The organism is Sphingomonas sp. 35-24ZXX (assembly GCF_000786215.1).
GTDB lineage: Bacteria > Pseudomonadota > Alphaproteobacteria > Sphingomonadales > Sphingomonadaceae > Blastomonas.
The window spans coordinates 81,548-105,662 of sequence record NZ_JROG01000008.1 but is presented as its reverse complement, the minus strand read 5'-3'; the positions used below and the strand labels follow the sequence as shown (position 1 = coordinate 105,662).

At 64.9% G+C, this 24,115-nt stretch carries 28 protein-coding genes, 1 tRNA gene and 1 pseudogene; 11 read left to right on the top strand and 19 right to left on the bottom strand.

All coding sequences use genetic code 11. The features are described 5' to 3' along the window. Nucleotides 1–3: 3 nt before the first annotated feature. The 8 genes and pseudogenes from yghU to LI72_RS20530 form a co-directional block, all read right to left on the bottom strand. Nucleotides 4–891: a glutathione-dependent disulfide-bond oxidoreductase gene (gene yghU, locus LI72_RS15145; RefSeq protein ID WP_033926792.1), complete on the bottom strand. Its 888-nt coding sequence runs from the start codon at nt 889–891 to the stop codon at nt 4–6. Nucleotides 892–1,110: 219 nt separating this feature from the next. Next, complete coding sequence (locus tag LI72_RS15140) at nt 1,111–1,335, bottom strand: hypothetical protein (protein WP_033926791.1); 225 nt, start codon at nt 1,333–1,335, stop codon at nt 1,111–1,113. Nucleotides 1,336–1,457: 122 nt separating this feature from the next. Beyond that, nucleotides 1,458–2,168, bottom strand: a complete 711-nt coding sequence (locus LI72_RS15135) for a hypothetical protein (RefSeq protein WP_052129960.1) — start codon at nt 2,166–2,168, stop codon at nt 1,458–1,460. 163 nt (nt 2,169–2,331) lie between these two features. Then, a pseudogene (locus LI72_RS20685) lies at nt 2,332–2,580 on the bottom strand (SRPBCC domain-containing protein); the annotation flags it as partial. Between the two features lie 15 nt (nt 2,581–2,595). Next, on the bottom strand, nt 2,596–2,796 hold the full coding sequence (locus tag LI72_RS20680) for an SRPBCC domain-containing protein (protein ID WP_331378687.1): 201 nt from the start codon (nt 2,794–2,796) through the stop codon (nt 2,596–2,598). Next, a complete protein-coding gene (locus LI72_RS15125) occupies nt 2,793–3,569 on the bottom strand; it encodes a VOC family protein (RefSeq protein WP_033926790.1) in 777 nt (258 codons plus the stop codon). Before LI72_RS15125 ends, LI72_RS20680 begins: the two co-directional genes overlap by 4 nt. A gap of 23 nt (nt 3,570–3,592) precedes the next feature. Continuing rightward, on the bottom strand, nt 3,593–3,976 hold the full coding sequence (locus LI72_RS15120) for a DUF1428 domain-containing protein (protein WP_033926789.1): 384 nt from the start codon (nt 3,974–3,976) through the stop codon (nt 3,593–3,595). Between the two features lie 30 nt (nt 3,977–4,006). Then, on the bottom strand, nt 4,007–4,129 hold the full coding sequence (locus LI72_RS20530; protein WP_231562491.1) for a VOC family protein: 123 nt from the start codon (nt 4,127–4,129) through the stop codon (nt 4,007–4,009). Between the two features lie 126 nt (nt 4,130–4,255). Between LI72_RS20530 and LI72_RS15115 the strand changes: the two genes are divergently transcribed. Together LI72_RS15115 and LI72_RS15110 are read left to right on the top strand one after the other, a co-directional pair. Then, complete coding sequence (locus LI72_RS15115; protein WP_052129958.1) at nt 4,256–4,924, top strand: winged helix-turn-helix transcriptional regulator; 669 nt, start codon at nt 4,256–4,258, stop codon at nt 4,922–4,924. Between the two features lie 77 nt (nt 4,925–5,001). Then, complete coding sequence (locus LI72_RS15110) at nt 5,002–6,513, top strand: YifB family Mg chelatase-like AAA ATPase (protein ID WP_033926788.1); 1,512 nt, start codon at nt 5,002–5,004, stop codon at nt 6,511–6,513. 4 nt (nt 6,514–6,517) lie between these two features. Here LI72_RS15110 and LI72_RS15105 read toward each other — a convergent pair whose 3' ends face one another. The 3 genes from LI72_RS15105 to LI72_RS15095 all read right to left on the bottom strand — a co-directional run bounded on the left by LI72_RS15105 (nt 6,518) and on the right by LI72_RS15095 (nt 8,127). Then, nucleotides 6,518–6,763, bottom strand: a complete 246-nt coding sequence (locus LI72_RS15105; RefSeq protein ID WP_231562490.1) for a pilus assembly protein HicB — start codon at nt 6,761–6,763, stop codon at nt 6,518–6,520. Between the two features lie 17 nt (nt 6,764–6,780). Next, nucleotides 6,781–7,206 carry a putative toxin-antitoxin system toxin component, PIN family gene (locus LI72_RS15100; RefSeq protein ID WP_033926786.1) on the bottom strand — a complete coding sequence of 142 codons (426 nt, stop codon included), beginning with the start codon at nt 7,204–7,206 and terminating at the stop codon, nt 6,781–6,783. 138 nt (nt 7,207–7,344) lie between these two features. Next, nucleotides 7,345–8,127, bottom strand: coding sequence for a 3-hydroxybutyrate dehydrogenase (locus tag LI72_RS15095; protein WP_033926785.1), 783 nt, complete (start codon nt 8,125–8,127; stop codon nt 7,345–7,347). Between the two features lie 150 nt (nt 8,128–8,277). On the opposite strand from LI72_RS15095, the gene LI72_RS15090 reads away from it, so the two are divergent. Genes LI72_RS15090 through LI72_RS15080 form a run of 3 tightly spaced genes read left to right on the top strand, consistent with a single transcriptional unit; the run spans nt 8,278 to nt 10,930 of the window. Continuing rightward, nucleotides 8,278–9,366 (top strand): patatin-like phospholipase family protein, encoded by a 1,089-nt coding sequence (locus tag LI72_RS15090; RefSeq protein WP_081985068.1) that lies wholly within the window; start codon nt 8,278–8,280, stop codon nt 9,364–9,366. Between the two features lie 56 nt (nt 9,367–9,422). After that, the gene (locus LI72_RS15085; RefSeq protein WP_033926784.1) at nt 9,423–10,178 is read left to right on the top strand and encodes an acetoacetate decarboxylase; all 756 of its coding nucleotides are present in this window, start codon (nt 9,423–9,425) and stop codon (nt 10,176–10,178) included. A gap of 14 nt (nt 10,179–10,192) precedes the next feature. Beyond that, on the top strand, nt 10,193–10,930 hold the full coding sequence (locus LI72_RS15080) for an acetoacetate decarboxylase (RefSeq protein ID WP_033926783.1): 738 nt from the start codon (nt 10,193–10,195) through the stop codon (nt 10,928–10,930). 61 nt (nt 10,931–10,991) lie between these two features. On the opposite strand, the gene arsC is transcribed toward LI72_RS15080, so the two are convergent. From arsC to LI72_RS15055, 5 genes are all read right to left on the bottom strand, one after another. Beyond that, on the bottom strand, nt 10,992–11,339 hold the full coding sequence (arsC, locus tag LI72_RS15075) for an arsenate reductase (glutaredoxin) (protein ID WP_033926782.1): 348 nt from the start codon (nt 11,337–11,339) through the stop codon (nt 10,992–10,994). 28 nt (nt 11,340–11,367) lie between these two features. Then, a complete protein-coding gene (locus tag LI72_RS15070; protein ID WP_033926781.1) occupies nt 11,368–11,871 on the bottom strand; it encodes a cupin domain-containing protein in 504 nt (167 codons plus the stop codon). 26 nt (nt 11,872–11,897) lie between these two features. After that, complete coding sequence (ssb, locus tag LI72_RS15065) at nt 11,898–12,431, bottom strand: single-stranded DNA-binding protein (protein WP_033926780.1); 534 nt, start codon at nt 12,429–12,431, stop codon at nt 11,898–11,900. 70 nt (nt 12,432–12,501) lie between these two features. After that, complete coding sequence (gene feoB / locus LI72_RS15060; RefSeq protein WP_033926779.1) at nt 12,502–14,358, bottom strand: ferrous iron transporter B; 1,857 nt, start codon at nt 14,356–14,358, stop codon at nt 12,502–12,504. Next, complete coding sequence (locus LI72_RS15055; RefSeq protein ID WP_033926778.1) at nt 14,355–14,606, bottom strand: FeoA family protein; 252 nt, start codon at nt 14,604–14,606, stop codon at nt 14,355–14,357. The genes feoB and LI72_RS15055 overlap by 4 nt, the downstream gene beginning before the upstream one ends. Before the next feature lie 112 nt (nt 14,607–14,718). On the opposite strand from LI72_RS15055, the gene LI72_RS15050 reads away from it, so the two are divergent. Next, on the top strand, nt 14,719–16,314 hold the full coding sequence (locus LI72_RS15050; protein ID WP_033926777.1) for a phytoene desaturase family protein: 1,596 nt from the start codon (nt 14,719–14,721) through the stop codon (nt 16,312–16,314). Nucleotides 16,315–16,395: 81 nt separating this feature from the next. On the opposite strand, the gene tig is transcribed toward LI72_RS15050, so the two are convergent. Next, nucleotides 16,396–18,012, bottom strand: coding sequence for a trigger factor (gene tig / locus LI72_RS15045; protein ID WP_033926776.1), 1,617 nt, complete (start codon nt 18,010–18,012; stop codon nt 16,396–16,398). A gap of 66 nt (nt 18,013–18,078) precedes the next feature. After that, nucleotides 18,079–18,163, bottom strand: a tRNA-Leu gene (locus LI72_RS15040). Between the two features lie 138 nt (nt 18,164–18,301). Between LI72_RS15040 and LI72_RS15035 the strand changes: the two genes are divergently transcribed. Beyond that, nucleotides 18,302–18,493 carry a hypothetical protein gene (locus LI72_RS15035; protein ID WP_033926775.1) on the top strand — a complete coding sequence of 64 codons (192 nt, stop codon included), beginning with the start codon at nt 18,302–18,304 and terminating at the stop codon, nt 18,491–18,493. Between the two features lie 33 nt (nt 18,494–18,526). On the opposite strand, the gene LI72_RS15030 is transcribed toward LI72_RS15035, so the two are convergent. Continuing rightward, nucleotides 18,527–21,457: a M16 family metallopeptidase gene (locus LI72_RS15030; protein WP_033926774.1), complete on the bottom strand. Its 2,931-nt coding sequence runs from the start codon at nt 21,455–21,457 to the stop codon at nt 18,527–18,529. A gap of 148 nt (nt 21,458–21,605) precedes the next feature. Here LI72_RS15030 and LI72_RS15025 point away from each other — a divergent pair, with 148 nt between their 5' ends. The 4 genes from LI72_RS15025 to LI72_RS15010 are packed head-to-tail and all read left to right on the top strand — an operon-like array spanning nt 21,606 to nt 23,997. Next, complete coding sequence (locus tag LI72_RS15025) at nt 21,606–22,181, top strand: NifU family protein (protein ID WP_033926773.1); 576 nt, start codon at nt 21,606–21,608, stop codon at nt 22,179–22,181. 33 nt (nt 22,182–22,214) lie between these two features. Then, nucleotides 22,215–22,814, top strand: a complete 600-nt coding sequence (locus tag LI72_RS15020; RefSeq protein WP_033926772.1) for a malonic semialdehyde reductase — start codon at nt 22,215–22,217, stop codon at nt 22,812–22,814. Between the two features lie 12 nt (nt 22,815–22,826). Further along, nucleotides 22,827–23,471, top strand: a complete 645-nt coding sequence (gene tsaB, locus LI72_RS15015) for a tRNA (adenosine(37)-N6)-threonylcarbamoyltransferase complex dimerization subunit type 1 TsaB (RefSeq protein WP_033926771.1) — start codon at nt 22,827–22,829, stop codon at nt 23,469–23,471. A 4-nt stretch (nt 23,472–23,475) separates the two neighbouring features. Continuing rightward, on the top strand, nt 23,476–23,997 hold the full coding sequence (locus tag LI72_RS15010) for a GNAT family N-acetyltransferase (protein WP_052129956.1): 522 nt from the start codon (nt 23,476–23,478) through the stop codon (nt 23,995–23,997). The last annotated feature ends 118 nt before the right edge of the window (nt 23,998–24,115 follow it).

Here is a 24,115-nt window from a genome sequence, read left to right as displayed (position 1 = left end):
CGGTTACTCTGCGGGTGCGGTAGCAAGCTTGTCCTGCGTGCGCAGATCGAAATCGGATGCGTCGTGCCGCTCGTGCAGCTGCTCGCTCAGATCATCGCCCCAGTTGCGGTTGACGATGCGTCCGCGCTTGACTGCGGGCCGCTGGGCGATCTGATCGGTCCAGCGCAGCAGGTGCGGATAGTCCTGCGTCTGCAGGAATTCGGCCGCATTGTAGACCGCGCCGGTCGCAACCCCGCCGTACCACGGCCAGATGGCGATATCGGCGATCGAATAGTCGCTGCCGCCCATGAATTCGTTGTCGGCCAGATGCCGGTTGAGCACGTCCATCTGCCGCTTGGCCTCCATGGTGAAGCGGTCGATGCAATATTCGATCTTGATCGGCGCATAGGCATAGAAATGGCCGAAGCCGCCGCCAAGATACGGCGCGCTGCCCATCTGCCAGAACAGCCAGTTCATCACTTCGGCCTGCCTGGCCGGATCGCTGGGCAGGAAGGCACCGAACTTCTGCGCCAGATACAGCAGGATCGACCCCGATTCGAACAGCCGCACCGGCTGCGCGCCGCTGTGGTCCATCAGCGCAGGGATCTTGCTGTTGGGGTTGATCGCGACAAAGTCGCTGCCGAACTGGCCGCCCTGGCGGATATCGATCAGCCAGGCATCATATTCGGCGCCGGCATGGCCTGCAGCGAGCAGCTCTTCCAGCATCACCGTGACCTTCACGCCGTTGGGCGTGGCCATCGAATAGAGCTGCAGCGGATGCTTGCCCACGGGCAGCGTCTTGTCGTGCGTCGCGCCTGCGACCGGGCGGTTGATGTTGGCAAAGGCGCCGCCATTGTCCTTGTCCCAGGTCCAGACGGCGGGCGGCGTGTAATCGGCGGGAAAGTTGGTCATGATCGGGCCTTTCGCAAAGGAGCAGCGCGCAGCACGGTCGCTGCGGCAGATGCGTCGACGATCAACATGGCGGCGGCCCGGCGGCAGTCAAGGGCGTCGGGCCTGGGGAGCGTGCCGCGCACGGCGCCGGTCGCGCCGATCCGGGGCGGCAGATACGAAAAAGGGCGACCATTGCTGGCCGCCCTTTCCCGAATCAGAACCTGATTTCCCGAAGGAAAATCAGGGGCTGTTGGGCTCATCATCGTCAGCGATGACGATGATGCCACCAACAACAGCGGCAGCGGCCACGACACCAATGATGATGCCGGTGCTGCCTTCTGCGTCGCTCTCTTCGCTCGAGGTGCTGGCGACGCGAACCGCGGGGTTCGCAGCCTTCGCCAGTACCGGAGCGCCGACCATGGTGGTCAGAGCAAGCGCAGCCAGTGCGGTCTTTGCAAGTTTCATACTATTGTCCCTTCAGACATGCTGCTAGCCCCTGCCGTATTCCATAGTCTGTGAGCAATTGCAACATGCGCCAGGCGCAATTCTTGGCATTTTCGTCGCTCTTTTCAGGCGCTTCACGGCTTTCAAATCACGTCCAGCAATCCCATCGCCGCCAAATGTAACGGCGCTACATACAGCGCATCATCAAAGGCAACGCTGCTGGTTAACGCGTAAAATTGCCTCGCCCTGTCTTCGCTGAGACCCATTTCGCGGTAAAATTCAATATATTCACTGTGTACCGGGTCGTCGGGCGGCAGATCGTCCGCCTCGCGGCCCAGCGAATCGCGCCAGCTGTGGACGGCAAATTCGGCCCGCGAATCGGCACGCCTGCGCACGCCGGCAAGGAACAGTTCGACCGCGCCCGACCGGACCGATCCACCGGCTGGGACCACCGTCTCGATTCGCGCCGCGCGCACCATCCGCGCCAGCTTCAGATTCGCCTCGTCGTCCTCGGACCCCGGGCATTCGATCATCCGCAGCGTGCCGATCCCGGGATAGGCCTTCAGCATGGCGGCGAACTGCCGGGGCGTGTGCGAATCGACCACGCCGATCATGTCGGCGGTGGTGGCACCGGTGACATGGAACGGACCGAAGCGGGCCAGCGCAGGTGCCGCCTGGGGCAGGGCGGGGGCATCGACCGTCTCGGTCCAGCTCAGCTGTTCCTGCCATCCGCTGGCGACCGGTTCGATGACCATCGCAGCCGGCGCGTGCGCGGCGACGGGGGTAGTGGCAAGCAGGTATCCCGCCGACAGCAGCGCAGGCAGCAACAACGACAGACAGCGCGGATACGGCATGAACGGGCATCCAGGACAGGGGGACTATCCTTCCCCGATGCGCCTGCCGCCTTGCCGATGTGTTGCGCTCCATGGTTAGGGCAACACGTTACGCTGGCGTTAATGGTCGCGCCATGACGTCTGCCGGTCGCGGCCATCCGCGGATCGCCGGTGCAACACGTGGTTACCGTGCCTCGGCCAGCTCGGCCAATTGATCGGCCATCGTCGCCCAGCCTTGCTCGAACCCCATCGTCTTGTGCTGGTCGTACGCCTCCCGGGTCCAGTGCCAGGTGGTGGCGGTGTACCGGGTGCCTTCGCCTTCGGGCGCGATCTCCAGGCAGCCGACCATGAACGCGCTCTGCGGTATCCAGCCGACGCGAAAGGCGTCGGTGAAGACGATGCGCTTGCCGGCAGTCACCTCGAGCAGCACGCCATCGCCCTCGTGGCTTTAGCCATCGGGCCCGCGCATGATCGTCGCCATCCGCCCGCCCGATCGCCAGTCGATCTCGATGATCTCGGTCCGCCAGGGCCGCGGGCACCAGTATTCCTCTAGGCGCTCGGTCATCACCTGCCAGACCCTGTCGGTCGGCGCAGCGATATGGCGGGTCACCTGCAGCGGAAATCCGGGTTGGTCCTGTGCTTCGGTCATGATCTTGGTCCTACCAGCGAAAAGATCGCGCCCTGCGGGTCGCGGCCGGTGATGATGTAATCGCCGCCCGGGATTTCCGACGGGCCGAACAGGATTTCGCCCTGCCGCGCCGGGATGGTGCGGGCCGCGGCATCGATATCGGCCACGTAGAAATAATAGGCCCAGCCGGGCTGCGGCACGTCGTCAGGCTTGGTCATCATCGCGCCGATGAGCTCGCCATGGCGCAGGAACTCGTAAGCGCCCATCGGCCCCATATCCATCTCGCCATCCTTCACCCAGCCGAACTGTGCGGCGTAGAAAGCCATCGCTGCCGGCTGATCGGTGGTGGTCAGCTCGTTCCAGGCGCAGTGGCCGGGCTTGCCGCCATTGCAGACATAGGCGGCGGAGGTCCGCCCGGACATGGCCTGCAGGATGTAGAACGGCACCCCTTGCGGATCGGCGACCATGGCAAGCCGGCCGGTTCCCGCAATATCCTGCGGCGCCAGATGAACCTGGCCCCCCGCGGCGGCGATCGCGGTGGCCGCGGCATCGACATCGTCGACCGCGATATAGCCCAGCCAGCCGGGCTGCGCGCCGCCCGCCAGCATCTGCGGGCTCAGCGCCAGGATGCCGCCGATCGGATCGTCGCCGGCCTGGATGATGCGATAGTCGCGCGCTGCCTGCCCGGACTCGGCATAGGTCCAGCCCAGCAGCGCGGCGTAAAAGGCCTGCGCCCCATCGGCATCGCGGGTCATCAGTTCGTACCAGACGAATTCACCTTGGCGGTTGGTCATGGTGCTTCTCCTGCTGCGCGCCGTCAGGCGGTCAGTTCGACGACCGGAACGAAACCGCCGAAGATCAGCCGCTTGCCGTCGAACGGCATCGGGTTCTTCTCCGGGTCCATCCGCGGATCGACCTTGCTAGGGTCGGTCATCATCTCCTGCATGCGAGCCATCGCGGCATCGCGCGTCGCCTTGTCGGGCCATTCGATCCAGCTGAACAGCACCGCCTCGCCGTCCTGCGCCTGCACCGCGCGGCGGAAATCGGTGGTGTGGCCATCGCGCACATCATCGCCCCAGCATTCGACGATACGCAGCGCGCCCAATTCCATGAACACTGCATCGCCCTGCCGGGCATGCTCGATAAACTTGTCCCGGTTGGCTTCGGGGCAGGCAATCACGAATCCGTCGATATAGGTCATGGGCTTTCATCCTTGTCGCAGAAGGGAAATTCAGGCCGCGTCTGCGGCGGCCTCGATCGCGGCAATGTCGATCCTGATCATCGCCGACATGGCATCGAACGCGGCCTCCTGGGCGGCGCCATCATACCACAGGCACGCGGCAATCTTGCTCATCGGCATATCCTCGCTTGGTCCGGCCACCTGTTTCTGCGACTCGGGAGCTGTCGTTGCCCAGAGTGACCAGCTGTGTTACAAAAAGCAACCACGTAGTTACTATTTATAACTTCAAAGGGGGAATGATTGCCCAAGAGGCTTTATGACGATGCCTGCGGCACCGCGCATGCGCTGGAACTGATCGGCGAACGCTGGGCGCTGCTGGTGATGCGCGAGCTGATGCTGGGCGCGCGCCGGTTCAGCGAGCTGCGCGCCGACCTGCCCGGGATCAGCGCCAATGTGCTCACCCAGCGGCTGGAAGGGCTTGAGGCCAGGCACCTGCTCGTCCGCCGCCGCCTTCCGCCGCCCGCCTCGGCGCAGGTCTACGAGTTGACCCCATGGGGCTATGAGGCCGAACCGCTGGTGCAGGTGCTGGGCCGCTGGGCGGCGCGCTCGCCCTGGCACGATCCGACGCTGCCGATCAGCGGCGTATCGGTGATGCTGTCGTTCCGCACGATGATCGACCGTGCGCGGGTGGGAGACCTGCGCTGCCGCGTGGGTTTCGTCTTTGGCGACATGGCCTATGTCGGCGTGCTCGATGGCAGCGGCATCGCCATCGCGCGTGGCGAGGTGCGCGGCTGCGACCTGGTCTTTGTCGGCAGCCCCCATGCGCTGGCGGGCGCGGTCTATGGCGGGGTCCCGCTGGCGGTGCTGGAGGCCGAAGGGCTGCTGCGCGCCGAGGGCGACGCCGCGCTGATTGCGCGCTTCCTCACCCTGTTCCCGCTCCCGGCGCGGGTGGAATTGCCTCCGGAATGAACCAATTGCGCGCTTTTCGCTCGACTCGTTAGGGACGCCGCGCCAGTCTTGCGACGCGAACAAACAGGGGGCAGCGCATGGTCGCCATCGTCCAGACCGTCGCCTATCTGGGGCTGGAGGCGCGCAGCGTCGAGGCGCAGGTGCAGATCTCGCCCGGCATGAACAAGGGCATCGCGGTGGTCGGCCTGCCCGACAAGGCGGTGGGCGAAAGCCGCGAGCGGGTGCGCGCCGCGATCGCCTCATTGGGCCTCTCGCTGCCGCCCAAGCGCATCACCGTCAACCTCTCGCCCGCAGACCTGCCCAAGGAAGGATCGCATTACGATCTGCCGATCGCGCTGGCGATGCTCGCCGCGATGGGGATCATCGATGCTGAACTTGCGAGCGAATATGTCGCGGTGGGCGAACTCGCGCTCGACGGGCGGATCGCCGCCTCGCCCGGCGTCCTGCTCGCCGCATTGCACGCTTCGGCCACCGGGCGCGGGCTGATCTGCCCGGCGGCGCAAGGGGCCGAGGCCGCCTGGGCGGGCGGCATCGACGTCATCGCTGCGCCCGATCTGCTCACTTTGCTCAACCATCTCAAGGGCAACGGGCGGCTCAGCCCGCCCAAGCCCGGCATCGCCGAAGAGCCCGCGCCGGGGCCGGACCTCAAACAGGTCAAGGGGCAGGAAACCGCCAAGCGCGCGCTCGAGATCGCCGCGGCCGGCGGGCACAACATGGTGATGGTGGGGCCTCCCGGCGCGGGCAAGTCGCTGATGGCCTCGTGCCTGCCCGGCATATTGCCGCCGCTGACCCCGCAGGAGGCGCTGGAAGTCTCGATGGTGGCGAGCGTCGCAGGCACTTTGGTCGATGGCCGGATCAGCCGCGCGCGCCCGTTCCGCAGCCCCCATCACAGCGCCTCGATGGCCGCGCTGGTCGGTGGCGGGCTCAAGGTGCGCCCGGGCGAGGTCTCGATGGCGCATCTGGGCGTGCTGTTCCTCGACGAGCTGCCCGAATTCCAGCGCACCGTGCTCGATTCTTTGCGCCAACCGCTGGAGACCGGCGAGGTCAGCGTCGCGCGCGCCAATGCGCATGTCACCTTCCCGGCGCGGGTGCAGATGATCGCGGCGATGAACCCGTGCCGCTGCGGGCACCTGGGCGATCCGGCGCTCGGCTGCTCGCGCGCACCGCGCTGCGCGGCGGACTATCAGGCCAAGGTGTCAGGGCCGCTGCTCGATCGCATCGACCTGCACGTCGAGGTCGAGGCGGTGACCGCCGCCGACCTCACCCTGCCGCCACCTGCCGAAGGCTCAGCCGAGGTCGCCGCCCGCGTCGCCGCCGCCCGCGCCCTCCAGACCGCGCGCTACGCCGACATCAAGGCCCGCACCAATGCCGAGATCGACGGCGAAGCGCTGGAGCGGTTCGCGACACCGGACGAACCCGCGCGCCAACTATTAGCGAGAGCGGCCGAAGCAATGCGGCTTTCGGCGCGGGGGTATACGCGGGTGTTGAGGGTCGCGCGAACCATCGCGGACCTAAGCGGCGCAGAAACGGTGGGGAGAGTACATGTCGCTGAGGCGCTGAGCTATCGCAGACGAGCGCCGGTGGGGTGAGGCCCTATCGCGGCTTTGCTCCCGCTTCAATCTCGTCTCCGGGAGGCAACGGCTCGGTTCCTGCCCGATCCAGAAATGGCAGCATGTCCGAAGGCTTGGCAGCCCCGGCGCGCTGTTTCAAAAAATCTGCTGCCGTTTCGACGGCACCGATCTTTTGGGCCACGGCCACTGAAATCCACTGATTGAGCGACACGCCGTCCTGCTTGGCCAGCCGCGCGGCAGCCTCCTTGATCGAAACCGGCAGCTTCAAGGGATAAGATGCCTTGCTCATGACCGTAATTCCTTCAATAGCTCGCCAGGTCTAACAACTGGCAGTCCAAACAGCGCCGCGCCTTTGGCAAAATCGCGAACATTGTGCGTCACCAACCTGTCGGCACCACCATTGATTGCGGCTTCCAACACCATTTCGTCATTCGGGTCATGCAGCATCGGGCGCCACCGGAAGCTGACTTCGACCGCCTGGCAGCTGCTCGCCAGCGCCTCGAGAAATAGATCGATCTCGTCCAGGCTGAAGCCATGCACCGCGCATTGCTCAGGCCGTTTCAAGACCGATTCGTATTCGACGAACAGCGCGGGCGTTACCAGTGGAACAACCCGTCCGGCGGCGACCAGCCGGAGCACGGCGTTGCTGCCGCCTTCTCTGCTCCGTAGTGCCGTCACCACAACGTCCGTGTCGAGAACGACCTTTAGCATATCTTATGAGATATCACTCAATGGGCCAAGACGCAATCAAGTCACCTAACGAAAACCGGCGGAGCTTTCACCCCGCCGGTTCCCAGAATATCCGAATGCAGCGGAGGCCCCAAGAAAGGCCCCGCCACCATCATCGCATCACTGCGCGGTCCAGCCGCCGTCGACCGGGATCGCCACGCCGGTGATCTGCGCGGCGGCCTCGCTCGAGAGGAACGCGGCGAGTTCGCCCATCTGTTCGGGCGTCGCGAACTGCTTGCTGGGCTGCTTTTCGATCAGCAGCTTTTCGGTCGCGGCTTCCACGCTGATGCCCTGGTCGGCGGCCATCGCCTCGATCTGCTTCTGCACCAGCGGGGTGTGGACCCAGCCGGGGCAGATGGTGTTGCTGGTGATGCCGGTGCCCGCGTTTTCCAGCGCGACCACCTTGCTGAGGCCGACCACGCCATGCTTGGCCGCGACATAGGCTGCCTTGTGCTTGCTGGCGATCAGGCCGTGCACCGATCCGATGTTGATGATGCGGCCAAAGCCCTTGGCCTTCATGTGCGGCAATGCTGCCTGGATGGCGAAGAAGATGCCCGACAGGTTGATCGCGATCACCTGATGCCACTTTTCCTCGGGGAATTCCTCCACCGATGCGGTGTGCTGGATGCCGGCATTGTTGACCAGGATGTCGACCGAGCCCAGCTTTTCGACGCACAGTTCGACCATCGCGCGGACATCGTCGGGCTTGGACATGTCGGCATTGCTGTAGACCACCTCGACGCCGTATTTTTCAGCGAGGCCAGCGCGTTCCTTCTCGATCGCATCGGCATCGCCGAAGCCGGTGATGACCAGATTGGCCCCCTTGGACGCCAGCACATTGGCAATGCCCAGACCAATTCCGCTGGTCGAGCCGGTGACGATGGCGTTCAAACCCTTGAGCATGTGATTTCCCCTTCAGAGCAGTTGCAAGACGCGGCCCGGAGGAATGTTCGCAGTTGCAGCGAATCACTCTTGCCGACTCGTCTAACGTGAGTTACCCCTAGGTTCCAACGGAAAAGACGGGTTTCGCGACAGTTTCTGGGGGGACAAGCGATGGCCAAGTCAGGTCCGTCGTCGGCAGCCTATGCTGCGGATGCGAAACCGAAAAATGACAAATATGTTGCAGCCGCGAACAGCAAGCCGGTCAATCTGGCCTTGCAGGGCGGGGGTGCGCATGGCGCATTCGCCTGGGGGGTGCTCGACCGCCTGCTCGAGGATGGGCGGCTCAAGTTCGATGCGGTGAGCGCCACCAGCGCAGGCGCAATGAATGCCACCGTGCTGGGCTATGGCCTGACCATCGGCGGCGCCGAGGGGGCACGCGAAGAGCTCGAGAAATTCTGGAAGAAGATCAGCGACGAAGGCGCCAAGGGGCCGTTGCAGCCTTCGTGGATCGACAAGGCGATGGGCAACCACAGCCTCGATTTCAGCCCCGCCTTCCTGTTCATGGACATCCTGTCGCGGGTGATGTCGCCCTACGAGCTCAACCCGCTCAACTTCAATCCGCTGCGCCAGGTGCTGGAAAGCAGCGTCGATTTCGGCGTGCTGCGCGAAGGCTGCCCGATCAAGCTGTTTCTCTCAGCAACCAATGTCCGCACCGGCAAGGTGCGCATGTTCGAAAATCACGAGATCGGCCCCGACCAGGTGCTGGCCTCGGGCTGCCTGCCGTTCATGTTCCAGACGATCGAGATCGATGGCGAGGCCTATTGGGACGGCGGCTACATGGGCAACCCCGCCATCTTCCCGCTGATCTACGGCAGCCAGACCAACGATGTGGTGATCGTCCACATCAACCCGCTCAACCGCAGCGAAATCCCCAAGACGGCAAAGGATATCCTCAACCGGATCAACGAGATCAGCTTCAATTCCAGCCTGATGCGCGAAATGCGCGCGATCGCCTTTGTCAGCCATCTGATCGACGATGGTCAGCTCAATGACGACAAGCACCGGCGGATGCTGATCCACTCGATCCAGGACGAGGAGTTCATGGAGAGCCTGGGGGTCACCAGCAAGCTGAACCCCGACTGGGGCTTCATGAAGAAGCTGCGCGATGTCGGGCGGGAGAGTGCGACGCAATGGCTCGATGCGCATTTCGATGATGTCGGCATCCGCTCGTCGGCCGACATCAAGGCATCCTTCCTCTGATTTCCAGCCATTTCGTGTTTCCGTAACGTCCACCATCACAGGGGGTTTACCGAACAATGACGCCTGAAGAGATTCTCAAACTGCCGTCGATGCCGGCGGCGGCACCCAGCTATCCGCTGGGGCCCTACCGGTTCATCAACCGCGAATTCATGATCGTCACCTACGAGACCGATCCGGTGGCCCTGCGCGCCGCGGTGCCCGAGCCGCTCGAGCCCAACACCGACAATCTGGTGCTCTACGAGTGGATCAAGATGCCCGACAGCTCAGGCTTTGGCGATTACACCGAAAGCGGCATTGTCATTCCGTGCACCTTCAATGGCGAGCCGATCAACTATACCGCGCAAATGTATCTGGATGACCAGCCGCCGATCGACGGCGGCCGCGAAATCTGGGGCTTCCCCAAGAAATACGCGCTGCCCAAGCTGGTCGTCGCCTCGGACACGCTGACCGGCACCTTGTCGTATGCGGGGCAGACGGTAGCGATGGGCACCATGGCCTATAAATGGGCCGAAGCCCCCGGTGGCTGCGAGGCGCAGGCCCAATCGATGACCAAGACCTCGTGCAACCTCAAGATCATTCCCGATGTCGATGGCAGCCCCAAGATCTGCCAGCTCGTCGCCTACAATCTGGAGGACATCACGGTGAAGGGCTGCTGGATCAGCCCTGCGCGGTTGCAGCTGATCCCGCATGTCAACGCGCCGGTCGCGGACCTGCCGATCCTGCGCATTGTCGGCGGCAAGCATTTCGTCAGCGACCTGACCCTGCCGCATGGCCGGGTGCTGTTCGACTATATCAAAGACGCCGCGGGCTGAGGGGAGGACAGACGATGAAAAAGCAGGATGTGCTGAAGCTCAGCTCGATGCCGTTGCAGAGCCCGACCTATCCGGTGGGCCCGTACAAGTTCTTCGAACGCCAATACATGATCATCAACTACCGGACCGACCCGGCGATGATCCGCAAGATGCTGCCCGAGCCGCTCGAGCCCGATGGCGACGTGGTATCGATCCAGTGGCTCGATCTGCCCGATGGCGAAGGCTTTGGTGCCTATTCGGCTGCGGCGCAGGCGATTCCCTGCACCTTCCAGGGCGAAAAGTGCAGCTTCCTCACCCAGATGTATGTCGACAACTGCCCGCCTCTGGCTGGTGGTCGCGAGATCTGGGGCTATCCGATGAAATACGGCATCGCCAAGCTCGAAACCGTGGGCGACACGCTGACCGGCGTGCTGACCTATGCCGGGCAGACCGTGGCCAGCGGGACGATGGTCTACAAGCACAGTGGTCCGACCGATCCGGGGGCGATCGAGGCGCTGCTCAAGCGCACCCAGGTGACGCTGAAGCTGATCCCCGACATCGATGGCACGCCTGCCATCGCGCAGCTGGTCGGCATCAATTTTGCCGATGTGGTGGTGAAGGGCGCCTGGACGGGCCGCGCGCGGGTCGAGCTGGTCGATTCAGTCAACTGCCCTCTCGCCGACCTGCCGGTGCTCGAACACACCGGCGGCCTGCACCTCGTCACCGACATGACGCTGCCTTATGGCCGCGTGTTGCACGATTATCTGGGCTGAAACGCCGGAACAAGAACACTCCTGGCCCCGGCGTGGCGTCACCGCGCCGGGGTTTTCGTCTTCAGAGCAGTTCGGCGACCGTCTCGCTGGGGCGGCAGAGCTTGACCGCATCCGGCGTCACCACGATGGGGCGGTTGATCAGGATGGGGTGCGCGACCATCGCGTCGATGATCTGCGCGTCGGTCACGCCCGCAGCGTCGAGGCCCAGTTCCTTGACCAAGGGCTCCTTGGCGCGCAGCAGCCCGCGTGCGCCGTCGCCTGCGCGCGCGATCAGGCTTTCCAGCGTCTCGCGCGTCGGCGGCGTCTTGAGATACTCGATGACTTGCGGATCGTGCCCCGCCTCGCGGATCGCGGCGAGCACGTTGCGCGAGGTGCCGCATTTGGGGTTGTGATAGATCGTGATCTGCATCGGGGTCTCTTTTCCGCCTTGAACGAAATCAGGGTTCGCCGTCCCAGTAATCCAGGCTCTCGCCGCTGCGCTGAATCACCTCGAACGGATGTTCGCGCGCCAGCCCGGCCTCGGCCATGAACTTGCCCGAATCGGGATATTCATAAATTTCCGGATCGTCCTGGGTGCTGATCGCCAGATACTTGAGCGGCGCATCGGACGTGTTGATAATCTGGCGAGGGTAATCGGGGCCGGGCGGCACGGTGATGACATCGCCCGCGCCGATCGGCACATGCTCGCCCGCGACGCGCAGTGTACCGCTCCCCTCCAGGATGACGAACATCTCTTCCTGCGCATGGTGCAGGTGATACGGGCAGGCGATCTTGCCCGGCGCGACGACCAGCACTGCCGCGCCCAGCTTGGTCGCTGGCGTGCCATCGGTCAGCCGGGCGTGATGAAAGTCGACGCTGGCGGTGCGGGTGCGATGCTCGAGCGAAATGGTGTCGAAGTTTCGAACCAGCTGCGCCTTCAGCATCTCGGACCGGTCGGTCATCCCGCTGCCCTGCCGTTCGCGACCTGTCAGAACGGAACGTCGTCGTTCAGGTCGTCGTCAAAGCCGCCGCCGCCCCAGCCGCTGCTCGATCCGCCGTCGTTGAAGCCGCGCCCGCCGCTGCCCGAAGAGCCGCCCGACGAACCGCCGGTGCTGCGACCGCCGCCGAAATCGCCGCCACCGCCGCCGCCCATTCCGCCGCCGCCGCCGGGCTTGCCGTCAAGCATGGTCAGCACTGCGCCAGGGCCCTGCAGCACCACTTCGGTGGTGTAGCGGTCTGCGCCCGACTGGTCCTGCCACTTGCGGGTGCGCAGCTGGCCTTCGACATAGATCTTGGAGCCCTTGCGCAGGAAGCGCTCGGCGACGCCCGCCAGGCCATCGCCGAATATCGCGACATTGTGCCAGTCGGTGCGCTCCTGCTTTTCGCCCGAATTGCGGTCTTTCCACGTTTCGGTGGTGGCGATGCGCAGATTGGCGACCTTGCCACCGTTCTGGAAGCTGCGGACCTCGGGATCGGCGCCCAGATTGCCGATCAGAATGACCTTGTTGACGCTGCCCGACATATGCTTTCCCCGGAATTTCTGTGATGTGGTGGATGACCGGGCGAAACATCGCCCCGATCTGTTGCGGCGTTTATAGCCCGAAAGCCGTCGCGGTCCAGAAGGTAATCCCGGCGGCCACCCAGGCCAGGCCGAACAGATAGACCAGCATGAAGATCGGCCATTTCCAGCCGTTGGTCTCGCGCCGCGTCACCGCGACTGTCGAGATGCACTGCGGTGCGAACACGAACCAGGCGAGGAACGCCAGTGCGGTGGGCAGCGACCAGCGCCCGGCGAGCCGCTCGCCCAGCGCCTGCGCCTGTTCGTCCTCGTCGGTGGCGTCGATGGCATAGGTGGTGGCGAGCGCCGAGACGGCGACCTCGCGCGCGGCCATCGCCGGGATCAGCGCCAATGCGATGTCGCGCGAAAAGCCGATCGGCGCGACCACCGGTTCGAGCACGCTGGCGATGCGCCCGGCGGCCGAATATTCGGACTGGCTGATGCCGCTGCCTGCGGGCGCCTGCGGATAGGTGAGCAGCAGCCACAGGCCGATGGTCACGGCAAAGATGATCGTGCCCGCACGCCGCAGGAACAGCGCGGCCCGCTGCCACAGGCCGAGCGCCAGATCGCCGATCCGCGGCAGCTGGTATTTGGGCATTTCCATCAGGAAGCCGCTCGCGCCGCCCTTGGCCACGGTCGAGCGCAGCACCAGCGCCACCACCATCGCGCCGATGATGCCGAAGACATACAGGCCGAACAGCACCAGCCCCTGCAGGCCGACGCCCGGGCCGACGGTGATCTGCGGAATGAACGCGGCGATGATCACGGTATAGACGGGCAACCGCGCCGAGCAGGTCATCAGCGGGGCGATGAGGATGGTGGTCAGCCGGTCCTTCTCGTCCGAGATGCTGCGCGTCGCCATGATGCCGGGGATCGCGCAGGCAAAGCTGGAGAGCAGCGGGATGAACGAGCGGCCCGACAGGCCGACGCTCGCCATCATCCGGTCCATGATGAACGCGGCGCGCGCCATGTAGCCGGTCGCCTCCATCAGCAGGATGAAGAAGAACAGGATGATGATCTGCGGCAGGAAGACGACGACCGATCCGACGCCCGCGATCACGCCATCGACGATCATCGAGCGGAAAAAGCCTTCCGGGATCGTCGTGGTGGCCAGTTCGCCCAGAGCGGCTGCGCCCGCTTCCAGCGCGTCGGCAAAGGGCGTGGCCCAGCTGAACACCGCCTGGAAGATGATGAACAGCAAGGCGAGCAGGATCAACGGCCCGGCAAAGGGGTGCAGCAGCACGCTGTCCGCCCGGTCGGTCCAGCGGCGGCTGTGGGTCTGGCTGACGATGGCGGCATGGGCGATATGCTCGGCCCGCCTGCGCCGGGCGCGCATGTCGGGCTCGCCCAGCGGCGCATGCGGCACCTGCCTGGCGAGGATCACCGCATCCAGCGCTTCAGCCAGTTCGGTGAGCCCCCGGCGGCGCACCGCGACGGTGGGGATGACCGGTACGCCCAGATCCGCCGCCAGCCGCGCCGCATCGAGCGTCAGCCCATCGCGTTCGGCAAGGTCCACCATGTTGAGTGCGACGACCGTGGGCAGGCCGAGCTGCAGCAGCTCGAGCGCGAAGACGAGGTGCTGGTCGAGATTGGCCGAATCGAGCACGATCACCAGCGCCTCGGGCTGGCGTTCGCCCGCCTGGCGGCCCATCACGACATCGCGGGTCACTGCTTCGTCGGGGCTGGTGGGGTCGAGGCTGTAGCTGCCGGGCAGGTCGATCAGCTCGGCGGGGCGGCCATCGGCAAAGGCAAAGCGGCCCGATTTGCGCTCCACGGTCACGCCGGGATAATTGGCGATCTTCTGCCGCGCGCCGGTGAGCGCGTTGAACAGCGCGCTCTTGCCGGCATTGGGGTTGCCGACCAGCGCGATCAGCGGCTGGTGCCGGGTCATGCGGCGGCTCCCGGTTCGCGCAGGGTGATCGCGCGCGCATGGACGCGGCGGATCGCCACCGTCATCCGCCCGATGCTGAGCGCGATCGGATCGCGTCCGAAAAAGATGCCGCGATGGCGGATCGAGACCATCGCGCCGGTATCCACGCCCAGCGCACGCAGGCGCTTGCCCTCGTCTGGGGGCAGGACGCTCCAGTCGATCGCGGCAATCTCCGCACGCTGGCCATTGGGAAGCTGGTCAAGAAGCATGGTTTTGCGAACCGCTATCAATATCCGCCGTGCCGCGCCAGCGATTTCTTGGGGCTGACGGCGTGGGTGTGCCCCCCTTGGCGGCGGCCAGGTGCTGGGCTAGGCCTTGGACATGGGCAACAGCAGCACATCGCCTGACGCGATCATCATCGGCGGCGGCCATAACGGTCTGACCTGCGCCTTCTATCTGGCACGCGCGGGGCTGAAGGTGCGCGTGCTGGAGGCAAGGCATGTCGCAGGCGGCGCGGCGGTGACGCAGGAATTTCACCCCGGTTTCCGCAATTCGGTGGCGAGCTATACCGTCAGCCTGCTCCAGCCCCAGGTCATTGCAGACTTGGGCCTGGTACGGCGCGGCTACCGGGTGATCGAACGGCCGGTGTCGAACTTCCTGCCGCTGCCGCACGGCGACCATCTGATTCTGGGCGGCGGGCTGGAGCGCACCCAAGCCGCGTTCGCGCGCTTCTCGAAGCGCGATGCCGAAGCGCTGCCCGCCTATTACGCGATGCTCGAGCGCGTCGCCGATGTGCTGCGCGATCTGGCATTGCGCCCGCCGCCCAATATCGGCGGGGGCGTGGCGGGGCTGGTCGAGGCGCTGACCACCGGGCGGCTGCTGTCGCGGCTGTCGCGCGAGGTGCAGCGCGACATGCTCGATCTGTTCACCAGGTCGGCGCGCGAGTTCCTGTCGCAATGGTTCGAAAGTGCGCCCGTGCAGGCGGCGTTCGGCTTCGATGCGGTGGTCGGCAATTACGCCAGCCCCGATACGCCGGGCTCGGCCTATGTGCTGCTGCACCATGTCTTCGGCGAGGTGAACGGCAACAAGGGCAGCTGGGGTCATGTGCTGGGCGGGATGGGCAGCATCACCCGGATGATGGCCGAAGCTTGCGCCGAGCAGGGGGTGGAGATCACGCTCAACGCACCGGTCGAGCAGGTGCTGGTCGAACAGGGCCGCGCGGTCGGGGTGCAGCTGGCGAGTGGCGAGGCGCTGCGTAGCCCCCGCATCATCGCCAATGTGGGGCCCAAGCTGCTTTATGGACGGCTGGTGCCCGAAGCCGCGCTCCCCCAGGATTTCGCGCGCCGGATGCGCGGCTATGTCACCGGATCGGGTAGCTTCCGGATGAACGTGGCGCTGGACCGGCTCCCCAGCTTTGCCAGCCTGCCCGGAGACGGTGAGCACCTGCGCGCCGGCATCGTGATCGCGCCGAGCCTCGATTACATGGACCGCGCCTTCACCGACGCGCGCGCGCACGGCTGGTCGCGCGAACCGATCGTCGAGATGCTGATCCCCTCGATCGTCGATGACAGCCTGGCGCCGGCAGGCAGCCATGTCGCAAGCCTGTTCTGCCAGCAGTTCGACCCCGCGCTCGACTGGACGCCTGAGCAGGAAGCCGCTGCCGCCGACACGATCATTGCCACAGTGGAGGCGCATGCGCCGGGCTTCCGCGCCTCGATCCTCGGCAAGCAGGTGCTCAGTCCCAAGGGCCTGGAGCGAACCTTCGGCCTGATCGGCGGCGACATCTTCCACGGCCGGATGAGCTTGGACCAGCTGTGGTCAGCGCGGCCGGTGCTGGGCCATGCCGATTATCGCGGGCCTTTGAAGGGCCTGTACATGTGCGGATCGGGCACGCATCCCGGCGGCGGGGTCACCGGCGCGCCGGGGCACAATGCGGCCCGGGTGATCCTCTCCGACCGGCGCTGGCGGCGCAGTTAGCGCAAGGGTTCGACGCGCACGAAAAAGCCCCCGCGAGGCGAACCTGGCGGGGGCTGATTTCGTAGCGCAAAGGGCTGAAGATCAGTCCTTCTTGGCGGCTGCCTTCTTGGGAGCAGCCTTCTTTGCAGCAGGCTTGGCTTCCTCGGCAGCTTCGGCCGGAGCCTCGTCCTTCTTGGCAGCGGCCTTCTTGGGCGCTGCCTTTTTCGCGGGCTTTTCAGCTGCTTCAGGCGCTGCTTCGGTCTCTGCCTCGGCGTCCTTCTTCACCGCAGCCTTTTTCGGCGCGGCCTTCTTGGCCTTGGGCTTTTCGTCATGGCCATGATCATGGCCGCAATCGGGGCCATGGACATGACCACCATTGGCGCCGGCGTCTTCCTCGGCTTCGATCGCCGCTTCCAGCTCTTCGCGGGTCACGGTGCGATCGGTGATCGTTGCCTTGTCGAACAGGAAGTCGACAACCTTGTCCTCGTACATCGGTGCGCGCAGCTGGGCGGCGGCCATCGGCGTGTTGCGGATGTACTCGGCAAACCGCTGGCGGTCTTCCTGACGATACTGCTGCGCAGCCTGCGCGATCAGCATGTTCATTTCCTGCTGCGAAACTTCGACGCCATTGGCCTGGCCGATTTCGGAAAGCAGCAGGCCCAGACGGACGCGGCGCACGGCGATCGAATGATATTCGTCGCGGTCCTTTTCCATCTCGGCGCGGGCCGATTCGGCGTCTTCTTCCTGCGAAGCTTCCTGTTCGAGCTGTGCCCAGATCTGGTTGAACTCGGCTTCGACCATCGAGGGCGGGACTTCGAAATCATGGGTTTCGGCGAGGTGGTCGAGCAGACGGCGCTTCATGTGGGTGCGGGTCAGGCCGTTCAGTTCCTGCTCCAGCTGGCCCTTGATCAGGCCGGTCAGCTGCTCGAGGCTCTCGAGACCCAGCGACTTGGCGAAATCGTCGTCCAGCTTGGTTTCGCCGGGCTTCTTCACTTCGCCCACGACGATGTCGAAGGTTGCAGCCTTGCCGGCGAGATCCTTGGCGCCGTATTCGGCGGGGAAGGTCACGTTGATGACGGCTTCGTCATTGGCCTTCAGGCCGACGAGCTGGTCCTCGAAACCGGGGATGAGCTGGCCCGAACCGATGACGACGGCCATGCCTTCGCCCTTGCCGCCTTCGAACGGAACGCCATCGACCTTGCCTTCAAAGTCGATGATGACCTGGTCGCCGTCCTTGGCCTTGTAGGTCTTGGGTGCAGCGGTGTAGCTCTTCTGGCCATCGGCGATGCGCTGCAGCGCTTCGGTCACGGCGGCTTCGCCCGGCTCGACGATCAGCCGCTCGAGCGTGATCGAATCGATCGACGGGGTCGGAACCTGCGGCAGCACCTCGAGCGACATCTTCACTTCGGCATCCTTGCCGGCGGTGTAATCCTCGTTGAGGTCGACCGAAGGCTGGATGGCGGGGCGCAGGTTGTTGTCGCGGATCGCCTTGTCGACGCTTTCCTGGATGGTCGCGTTCAGCGCATCGGCGTGAATCGATTCGCCATGCATCTTGCGAATCAGGTTGGCGGGCACCTTGCCGGGGCGGAAGCCGGGCATGCGCACCTGCGGCGCAATCTTCTTCACTTCGGCATCCACCCGCGCTTCCAGATCCTGGGCGGGGATGGTGATGGTGTAGGCCCGCTTCAGGCCCTCGTTCAGCGTCTCGACAATCTGCATCGGCTTCAACTCTTGTCTTTCCATAAAAAGAAGGGAATTTCCTCCCCTTCCCGGCCATCCATGCGATGGTGCGGGCGAAGGGACTTGAACCCCCACATCTTGCGATACCAGAACCTAAATCTGGCGCGTCTACCAGTTTCGCCACGCCCGCGTCGCGGTAATCAAGCGTGCGCGTCTAAAGAAGGTTGCCGCAAAGGGCAAGGGGGGCAAATCCGCCGTCCTCGCCCACAGGATCGACTTGCAACCTCACCCTTGCGCGAACGTAAGCTCTTCAGAAAGGAACATGCTTATGGCTACCCGTCCTGAAGACCCTGCAATCCCCGCACCCGATCGTATCGAGCCGCAGAGCCCGACCGAACTGCCGGTCAACGATCCGCCGATGGAAGACCCGGTCCAGCAGCCGCCCGAAATCGATCCGGTCGGCCCGGACATCATCGAACCCGATCGCGGGCCCGACGAGGTTCCCCCGCAGACGATGTGACCGTCAACCTCCGACTTATTGATCCGATTCCGGTCAGCGGCCCGGGGACGCAGTCGCGTCCTCGGGCAGCACCACGAATGACCAGGCCTTGTCCTTCATCAGATATTTCGCCGCCAGCGCCTGCATCTTTTCGGGCGTGGTGACGGTGTAATCGGGCAGGATCGTGCGCAGCGCCGAGATGCGGCGCGGATCGCGCGTCGCACCCTGCAGCTGGTTCAGCCAAAAATTGTTGCCGGTGCTGGCGCGCGAGACCAGCTGCCGTAGCGGCTCGGTCGCCCGTGCCAGCTCGTCCGCGCTGACCGGGGTGGCAGCGAGGTCCGCCGCGATCGCATTGGCGATCTCGAAGAACTTGCCGACATTTTCAGGCGCAAGCTGGCCGATGACTCCGACATAGCCGCCCTTTTCGAACGCGGTCGGCCAGTTGTTGAGCACCTGCGGAGCGTAGCTTGCCCCCGCCTGCGCGCGCAGCTGATCGAACAGGCGGCTGTTGAAAATCGCGGTCAGGATTTCGAGCTGGCGGCTTTCCTGCACATTGGCGATGCCGCCGCCGGTCGGCCAGCCGATAAACGCGGCGGCCTGATCGGGCGCGCCCTCGTGCCGCACGACGACAGGCTCGCTGTTGGGCGCGGGGAAGGACACGGTATCGGGACCTGCCACCACGGGCACTTCGGTGCGGGACGGCAATGCGCCGAAAGTCTTTTCCAGCGCCGCGATCGCCGCAGGCTTGTCGAAATCACCGAACAGCAGCACCTCGATCGGGCCCTGCGCCAGCATCGGCTCCCATGTCGAGCGGAACGCTTCGGGCGTCAGCTGCGCGGCATCCTGAGGATCGGGCACCTTCCAGCGCGGATCGCGGTCGCGGGTGAGATAGTTGAGATCGCGCTCGAGCACGGTCTGGGGCGACATCGAGAAGCTGCGATAGGCAAGCTCGGTTCCCGCCTTGGCGCGGCGCACCGGGTTGGCGTCCCAGCGCGGCGCCGCCAGCTTGGCGGCAAACAGCTTGAGCTGGTCCTCCAGATCGGCGCGACGGGTATCGGCGGAGAAGGCAAAGGCGTCGTTCTCGACCTCGAAGCCGAAACCGATGCGGCGGCCGTTGGTCAGCCGGTCGAGCCCTTCCTGGCCGATCTCGCCGACGCCGCTGGCAACCAAAGCCGACTGGCCCGCCCAGACGAGCGAGGGCTTGTCCGCCGGAAACGCCTGATAGCCGTTGCCGAAGCGCACCTTGACCATGATCTTCGAGACCTCGGCGTCATTGGGATAAAGGATCGCCTTCACCCCGTTGGACAGTTCGATCATCTCGATGCCCAGCAGCCTGAGGTCGGTGGTCGATGCCACCGTTCCCGGCGTGCCCAGCGCGGGCAGATCATCAAAGGTGACTGCCGCTGCCGCCAGACGCGCGCTGGCGTCCGCACTGACATCGCGGGTCAGCGCCGATGCGAGCAGCTGCTCGCCCTCGGGTACCGCCTTGGGCGAGACGAGGATTGCGCGGGTGGCAACGCCGCTGAACAGCCGCTGCGTCGCTTCGAGCAGCCGTTCGGGCGTGTACATGTCCTTCATGCCGCGAAACACATCGAGCGCGGTCTGCGGCGCAGCGATCGTCTCGCGGATGTCGACCGCGCCGATGATGTCATCGGCCTGCTTGGCACCGGCCTCGGTATCCGCGCTTTCGACGCGGACTGCCAGCGCGGCGTCGAATTCGGCCATTTCGCGGGCGATTTCCTCGGGCGTCGGCGCGGTGGTGGTGGCATCGGCAAGCACCCCGCGCACATCAGCGAGCGCCGCCTGCCAGTCGTCGCCGATCGGCACCACCGAGATGAAGGTGCCGTCGGCCGAGCGGCTGACGTCCTCGCTGTTGACCTGCGCCTGCAGGAAGCTGCCACCCCCGCGCGCGCGGCCTTCCAGCCGTCGGTTGATCAGTTGCGTCGCGACCAGATCGATCAACAGCTGCTGGTTGTATTCGATGGTGTCGTTGACCGGCTTCCAGGGCCTCAGGATTCCCATGCTGACCAGATAAGGAAAGCCGGGCTCGACGATGGTGCGCGCGACGGGCGCTGACGGGTCGGGCGCCCCGAAGCCGGGATAGGGGGCCTGTTTGCCCTTGACCTTCCAGTCGCCATAATAGGTCTTGATCAGCGCCTCGATCGTCGCCGGTTCGACATCGCCGGCAATCGCTATCACCGTGTTTTCAGGCCGGTACCAGCGCTGGTGGAATGCGCGCACGACGTCCGACGTCGCCGCGTTCAGCGTCTCGGGCTTGCCGATCGGCGAACGTTCGGCAAGCTTCTGCCCGGCAAAGAACAGCTGGCGCGTCGCATCGCCGACCCGGACCTGCGCGCCCGATCGCTCGCGCAGTTCGGCCAGCACCACCGGCACCTCGGCCTTGACCGCCTCGCCGGTCAGCCCGGGTTCGCGGATCATGCCCGAGAGGATCTTCATGCTCTCGTCGAGCCCGGCGGGCGTCGCGGCGGGCAGGTCGAGCTTGTAGACGGTGTGCGTCGGTGTGGTCTCGGCATTGCTGTCGCTGCCGAAGCTGGCGCCAAGCCGCTGCCAGATGCGGATCGCCTCGCCATCGGGGACATATTTGGAGCCGCGGAAGGTGAGGTGCTCGAGCAGATGGGCAAAGCCCTGTTCGGCGTCGGTTTCCATCATCGAACCGGCATCGATGCGCACGCGGATCGAGACCTGGCCCGGCGGCACGCCGTTGCGGCGCACGGCATAGCGCACGCCGTTGCTCAGCTCGCCAAAGGTCCAGCCCTTGTCGACCGGCACGTTGCTGCGCTCGTACAGCCAGGGGGTCTTTTCGCCCGGTTCCAGATTGGGCGGCCGCAGCGGCTTGCCATTGGCGTCCTTGCCGCTGGCCACCGGTTCGCCGGGCAGGTTGGCAAGCAGCGGCGGCGAAACAACAAGCGAAAGAGCCGCAAGCATGGCGGCCATGGGCGCGCAGCGCATCAGGGGAAAGGTCATGCGCAATCTATAGGCAGCCCCAATCTGACTGGCCAGTGAATATGCGGCAGACCGCACGACCGCCGGTACAGGCCAAAGCCCGCAATGTTTGCCGCCACAAAAGAAAAACTGCCTTGCGCGCAGGCCGGCGCTGCACCAGATACCGGACATGCTGATCGAAACCGAAACCACGCCGAACCCCGCCACGCTCAAGTTCCTGCCTGGTCGCCAGGTCATGGACATGGGCACTCGCGATTTTGCCTCGCCCGAAGAGGCGGAAGCCTCGCCGCTCGCCGAAGCGATCTTCGGCCTGGGCGATGTGACCGGCGTGTTCTTCGGCCACAACTTCATTTCGGTGACTGCAGGGCCCGGTGCTGACTGGTCGTCGCTCCGCGCCGAAGTGCTTTCGGTGCTGCTTGACCATTTCTCGGCCGACATGCCGCTGTTCCGCGCCGCCACCGCAGCCGGCATCGCGGTGCCGGCAGAAGATGCCGACTGGCCGAGCAATCCTGAAGATGCCGACATCGTTGCGCAGATCAAGGACCTTATCGAGACGCGCGTCCGCCCTGCGGTCGCCAACGATGGCGGCGACATCCTCTATCGCGGTTTCGACAAGGGCGTGGTCTATCTGCAGATGCAGGGTGCCTGCTCGGGTTGCCCGTCGTCGAGCGCGACGCTCAAGCACGGCATCGAATCGCTGCTCAAGCATTACGTTCCCGAAGTGATCGAGGTTCGCGCCGCCTGACGTGCGTTCTCTCCCCAGACCAGAGGTTTCTTCATGACTGCACCGCTCGACGATGCCGCGCTCGACCAGCTGTTCCGCACCGCGCGCACCTATAATGGCTATACCGACCAGCCGGTCAGCCCCGAGCAGCTGCATGCCATCTGGGATCTGATGAAGATGGGGCCGACATCGGCCAACATGCTGCCCGCGCGGATGGTGTGGTGCGTCTCGGACGAGGCCAAGCAGAAGCTGGCGGCCTGCTGCATGGAAGCGAACGCGAAGAAGATCCTGGCCGCGCCGGTCAGCGTCGTCATCGGCATGGATCTCGAATTCTACGAGCTTCTGCCCGAACTTTTCCCGCATACCGATGCGCGCAGCTGGTTTGTCGGTGAAGGCAAGGAACAGTTCCGCCGCGATTCGGCGCTGCGCAATTCCTCGCTGCAGGGTGCCTATTTCATCCTCGCCGCGCGCGCGCTGGGGCTCGATACCGGGCCGATGTCGGGCTTCGACAATGCCGCGGTCGACAAGGCGTTCTTTGCCGATACGCCCAATGTGACGTCGAACTTCATTTCGACCCTGGGCTATGGCGACCCTGCGACGATTTTCGATCGCAGCCCGCGTCCGGGTTTTGACCGGTTCAACACAATCAGCTAGCGGCTGTCGGGTATGCGACCCGATCTGCCCAGCCTGCTTGTCATCGACACCGCGACCGAAGCCTGTTCGGTGGCGGTGTTTGACGACGACCACCTGGTCGCCTCCGACCATGCCATCATGGGGCGCGGCCATGCCGAACGGCTGGTGCCGATGATCGCTAGCCTCCCCGGCAGAGGCCAGGCCCAGGCGATTTTGGTCAACTGCGGTCCCGGCAGCTTTACCGGGGTGCGCGTCGGGCTGGCCGCAGCGCGTGCGCTGGCGCTCGCCTGGGGCGTTCCTGTTTCCGGCTATTCGACGCATCGGCTGGTTGCGGCGATGGCGCTCGACCAGTCCCCTGGCGCGTCCGGGGTGGATGTCGTGATGACCGGCGGCCATGGCGAATATTTCACGCAAGCCTTTGATGGCATGGGCGAGCCAACGGGGCCGCTGGCATCGCTCGCACCCGATGCGGCGCGCAGCACCTGCACGCAGCATCTGGTCGCGGGCAGCATGGCGGCCGCTCTGGTCGAGGCGCGCGGCGAGGGTGATGCACGGGTGCTGATGCCCGATGCGCGCCAGGCGCTGCTGCTGCCGCCCGCAGCACGGGCCCTGCCGGCTGATCCCCTGTACGGTCGCGGCGCGGATGCTAAGCCGATGGCCACGGCCATTCCGGGTTAGCCTGATGGTCAGCCAGCCCCCCGATTCCGGCCACCGACCGTTTTTCCAGCTGGTCTCAGGCCTGGCTGCAGAGGACGCAATCGGCCCGGTGATGCAGGTGATGCAGCAGGCGTTCGATCCGCTGTTCGGCGAGGCCTGGAATCACAGCCAGACCCGCTCGATGCTGGCCATGCCGCTCACCCGGGTTCTTCTGGCCGAAGCGCCCGGTCCGGCCTTTCCGGCAGGCCATGGCGGCACGATCGGTTTTGCCATGACACGCCGCGTGGCTGATGAGGAAGAATTGCTGCTGATCGCGATAGCCCCAAAATGGCGTCAATTTGGCGTCGGATCGGCGCTTCTGGCAGAAGTCATCGAAGACGCAAAAGAGGCGGGGGTGAAAAGGTTGCATCTTGAAATGAGAAGTAACAACTCTGCAATTCACCTTTACCAAAAATTTGGCTTCAATCAGGTCGGTGTGCGGCGCAATTACTATAAGGGTGATGATTCCAGACATTATGATGCCTTGACTTTGGCAATTGAAATTTAACTCTGAGTTTTGGTTGTTACTGTCAAAACGACGATCAACGTGGTATTCACCGGCTTCTGTGCCCGCAAATGACATTGACGAGAGCATTGTCATCTTGCATATCGCGCGCACCCTGCGT

Coding starts and splice junctions, on each gene's coding strand:
- yghU (WP_033926792.1), bottom strand. CDS start 891: ATGACCAACTTTCCCGCCGATTACACGCCGCCCGCCGTCTGGACCTGG.
- LI72_RS15140 (WP_033926791.1), bottom strand. CDS start 1,335: ATGAAACTTGCAAAGACCGCACTGGCTGCGCTTGCTCTGACCACCATG.
- LI72_RS15135 (WP_052129960.1), bottom strand. CDS start 2,168: ATGCCGTATCCGCGCTGTCTGTCGTTGTTGCTGCCTGCGCTGCTGTCG.
- LI72_RS20680 (WP_331378687.1), bottom strand. CDS start 2,796: ATGACCGAAGCACAGGACCAACCCGGATTTCCGCTGCAGGTGACCCGC.
- LI72_RS15125 (WP_033926790.1), bottom strand. CDS start 3,569: ATGACCAACCGCCAAGGTGAATTCGTCTGGTACGAACTGATGACCCGC.
- LI72_RS15120 (WP_033926789.1), bottom strand. CDS start 3,976: ATGACCTATATCGACGGATTCGTGATTGCCTGCCCCGAAGCCAACCGG.
- LI72_RS20530 (WP_231562491.1), bottom strand. CDS start 4,129: ATGAGCAAGATTGCCGCGTGCCTGTGGTATGATGGCGCCGCCCAGGAG.
- LI72_RS15110 (WP_033926788.1), top strand. CDS start 5,002: ATGGTCGCCATCGTCCAGACCGTCGCCTATCTGGGGCTGGAGGCGCGC.
- LI72_RS15100 (WP_033926786.1), bottom strand. CDS start 7,206: ATGCTAAAGGTCGTTCTCGACACGGACGTTGTGGTGACGGCACTACGG.
- LI72_RS15095 (WP_033926785.1), bottom strand. CDS start 8,127: ATGCTCAAGGGTTTGAACGCCATCGTCACCGGCTCGACCAGCGGAATT.
- LI72_RS15090 (WP_081985068.1), top strand. CDS start 8,278: ATGGCCAAGTCAGGTCCGTCGTCGGCAGCCTATGCTGCGGATGCGAAA.
- LI72_RS15085 (WP_033926784.1), top strand. CDS start 9,423: ATGACGCCTGAAGAGATTCTCAAACTGCCGTCGATGCCGGCGGCGGCA.
- LI72_RS15080 (WP_033926783.1), top strand. CDS start 10,193: ATGAAAAAGCAGGATGTGCTGAAGCTCAGCTCGATGCCGTTGCAGAGC.
- arsC (WP_033926782.1), bottom strand. CDS start 11,339: ATGCAGATCACGATCTATCACAACCCCAAATGCGGCACCTCGCGCAAC.
- LI72_RS15070 (WP_033926781.1), bottom strand. CDS start 11,871: ATGACCGACCGGTCCGAGATGCTGAAGGCGCAGCTGGTTCGAAACTTC.
- ssb (WP_033926780.1), bottom strand. CDS start 12,431: ATGTCGGGCAGCGTCAACAAGGTCATTCTGATCGGCAATCTGGGCGCC.
- feoB (WP_033926779.1), bottom strand. CDS start 14,358: ATGACCCGGCACCAGCCGCTGATCGCGCTGGTCGGCAACCCCAATGCC.
- LI72_RS15055 (WP_033926778.1), bottom strand. CDS start 14,606: ATGCTTCTTGACCAGCTTCCCAATGGCCAGCGTGCGGAGATTGCCGCG.
- LI72_RS15050 (WP_033926777.1), top strand. CDS start 14,719: ATGGGCAACAGCAGCACATCGCCTGACGCGATCATCATCGGCGGCGGC.
- tig (WP_033926776.1), bottom strand. CDS start 18,012: ATGCAGATTGTCGAGACGCTGAACGAGGGCCTGAAGCGGGCCTACACC.
- LI72_RS15035 (WP_033926775.1), top strand. CDS start 18,302: ATGGCTACCCGTCCTGAAGACCCTGCAATCCCCGCACCCGATCGTATC.
- LI72_RS15030 (WP_033926774.1), bottom strand. CDS start 21,457: ATGACCTTTCCCCTGATGCGCTGCGCGCCCATGGCCGCCATGCTTGCG.
- LI72_RS15025 (WP_033926773.1), top strand. CDS start 21,606: ATGCTGATCGAAACCGAAACCACGCCGAACCCCGCCACGCTCAAGTTC.
- LI72_RS15020 (WP_033926772.1), top strand. CDS start 22,215: ATGACTGCACCGCTCGACGATGCCGCGCTCGACCAGCTGTTCCGCACC.
- tsaB (WP_033926771.1), top strand. CDS start 22,827: ATGCGACCCGATCTGCCCAGCCTGCTTGTCATCGACACCGCGACCGAA.
- LI72_RS15010 (WP_052129956.1), top strand. CDS start 23,476: ATGGTCAGCCAGCCCCCCGATTCCGGCCACCGACCGTTTTTCCAGCTG.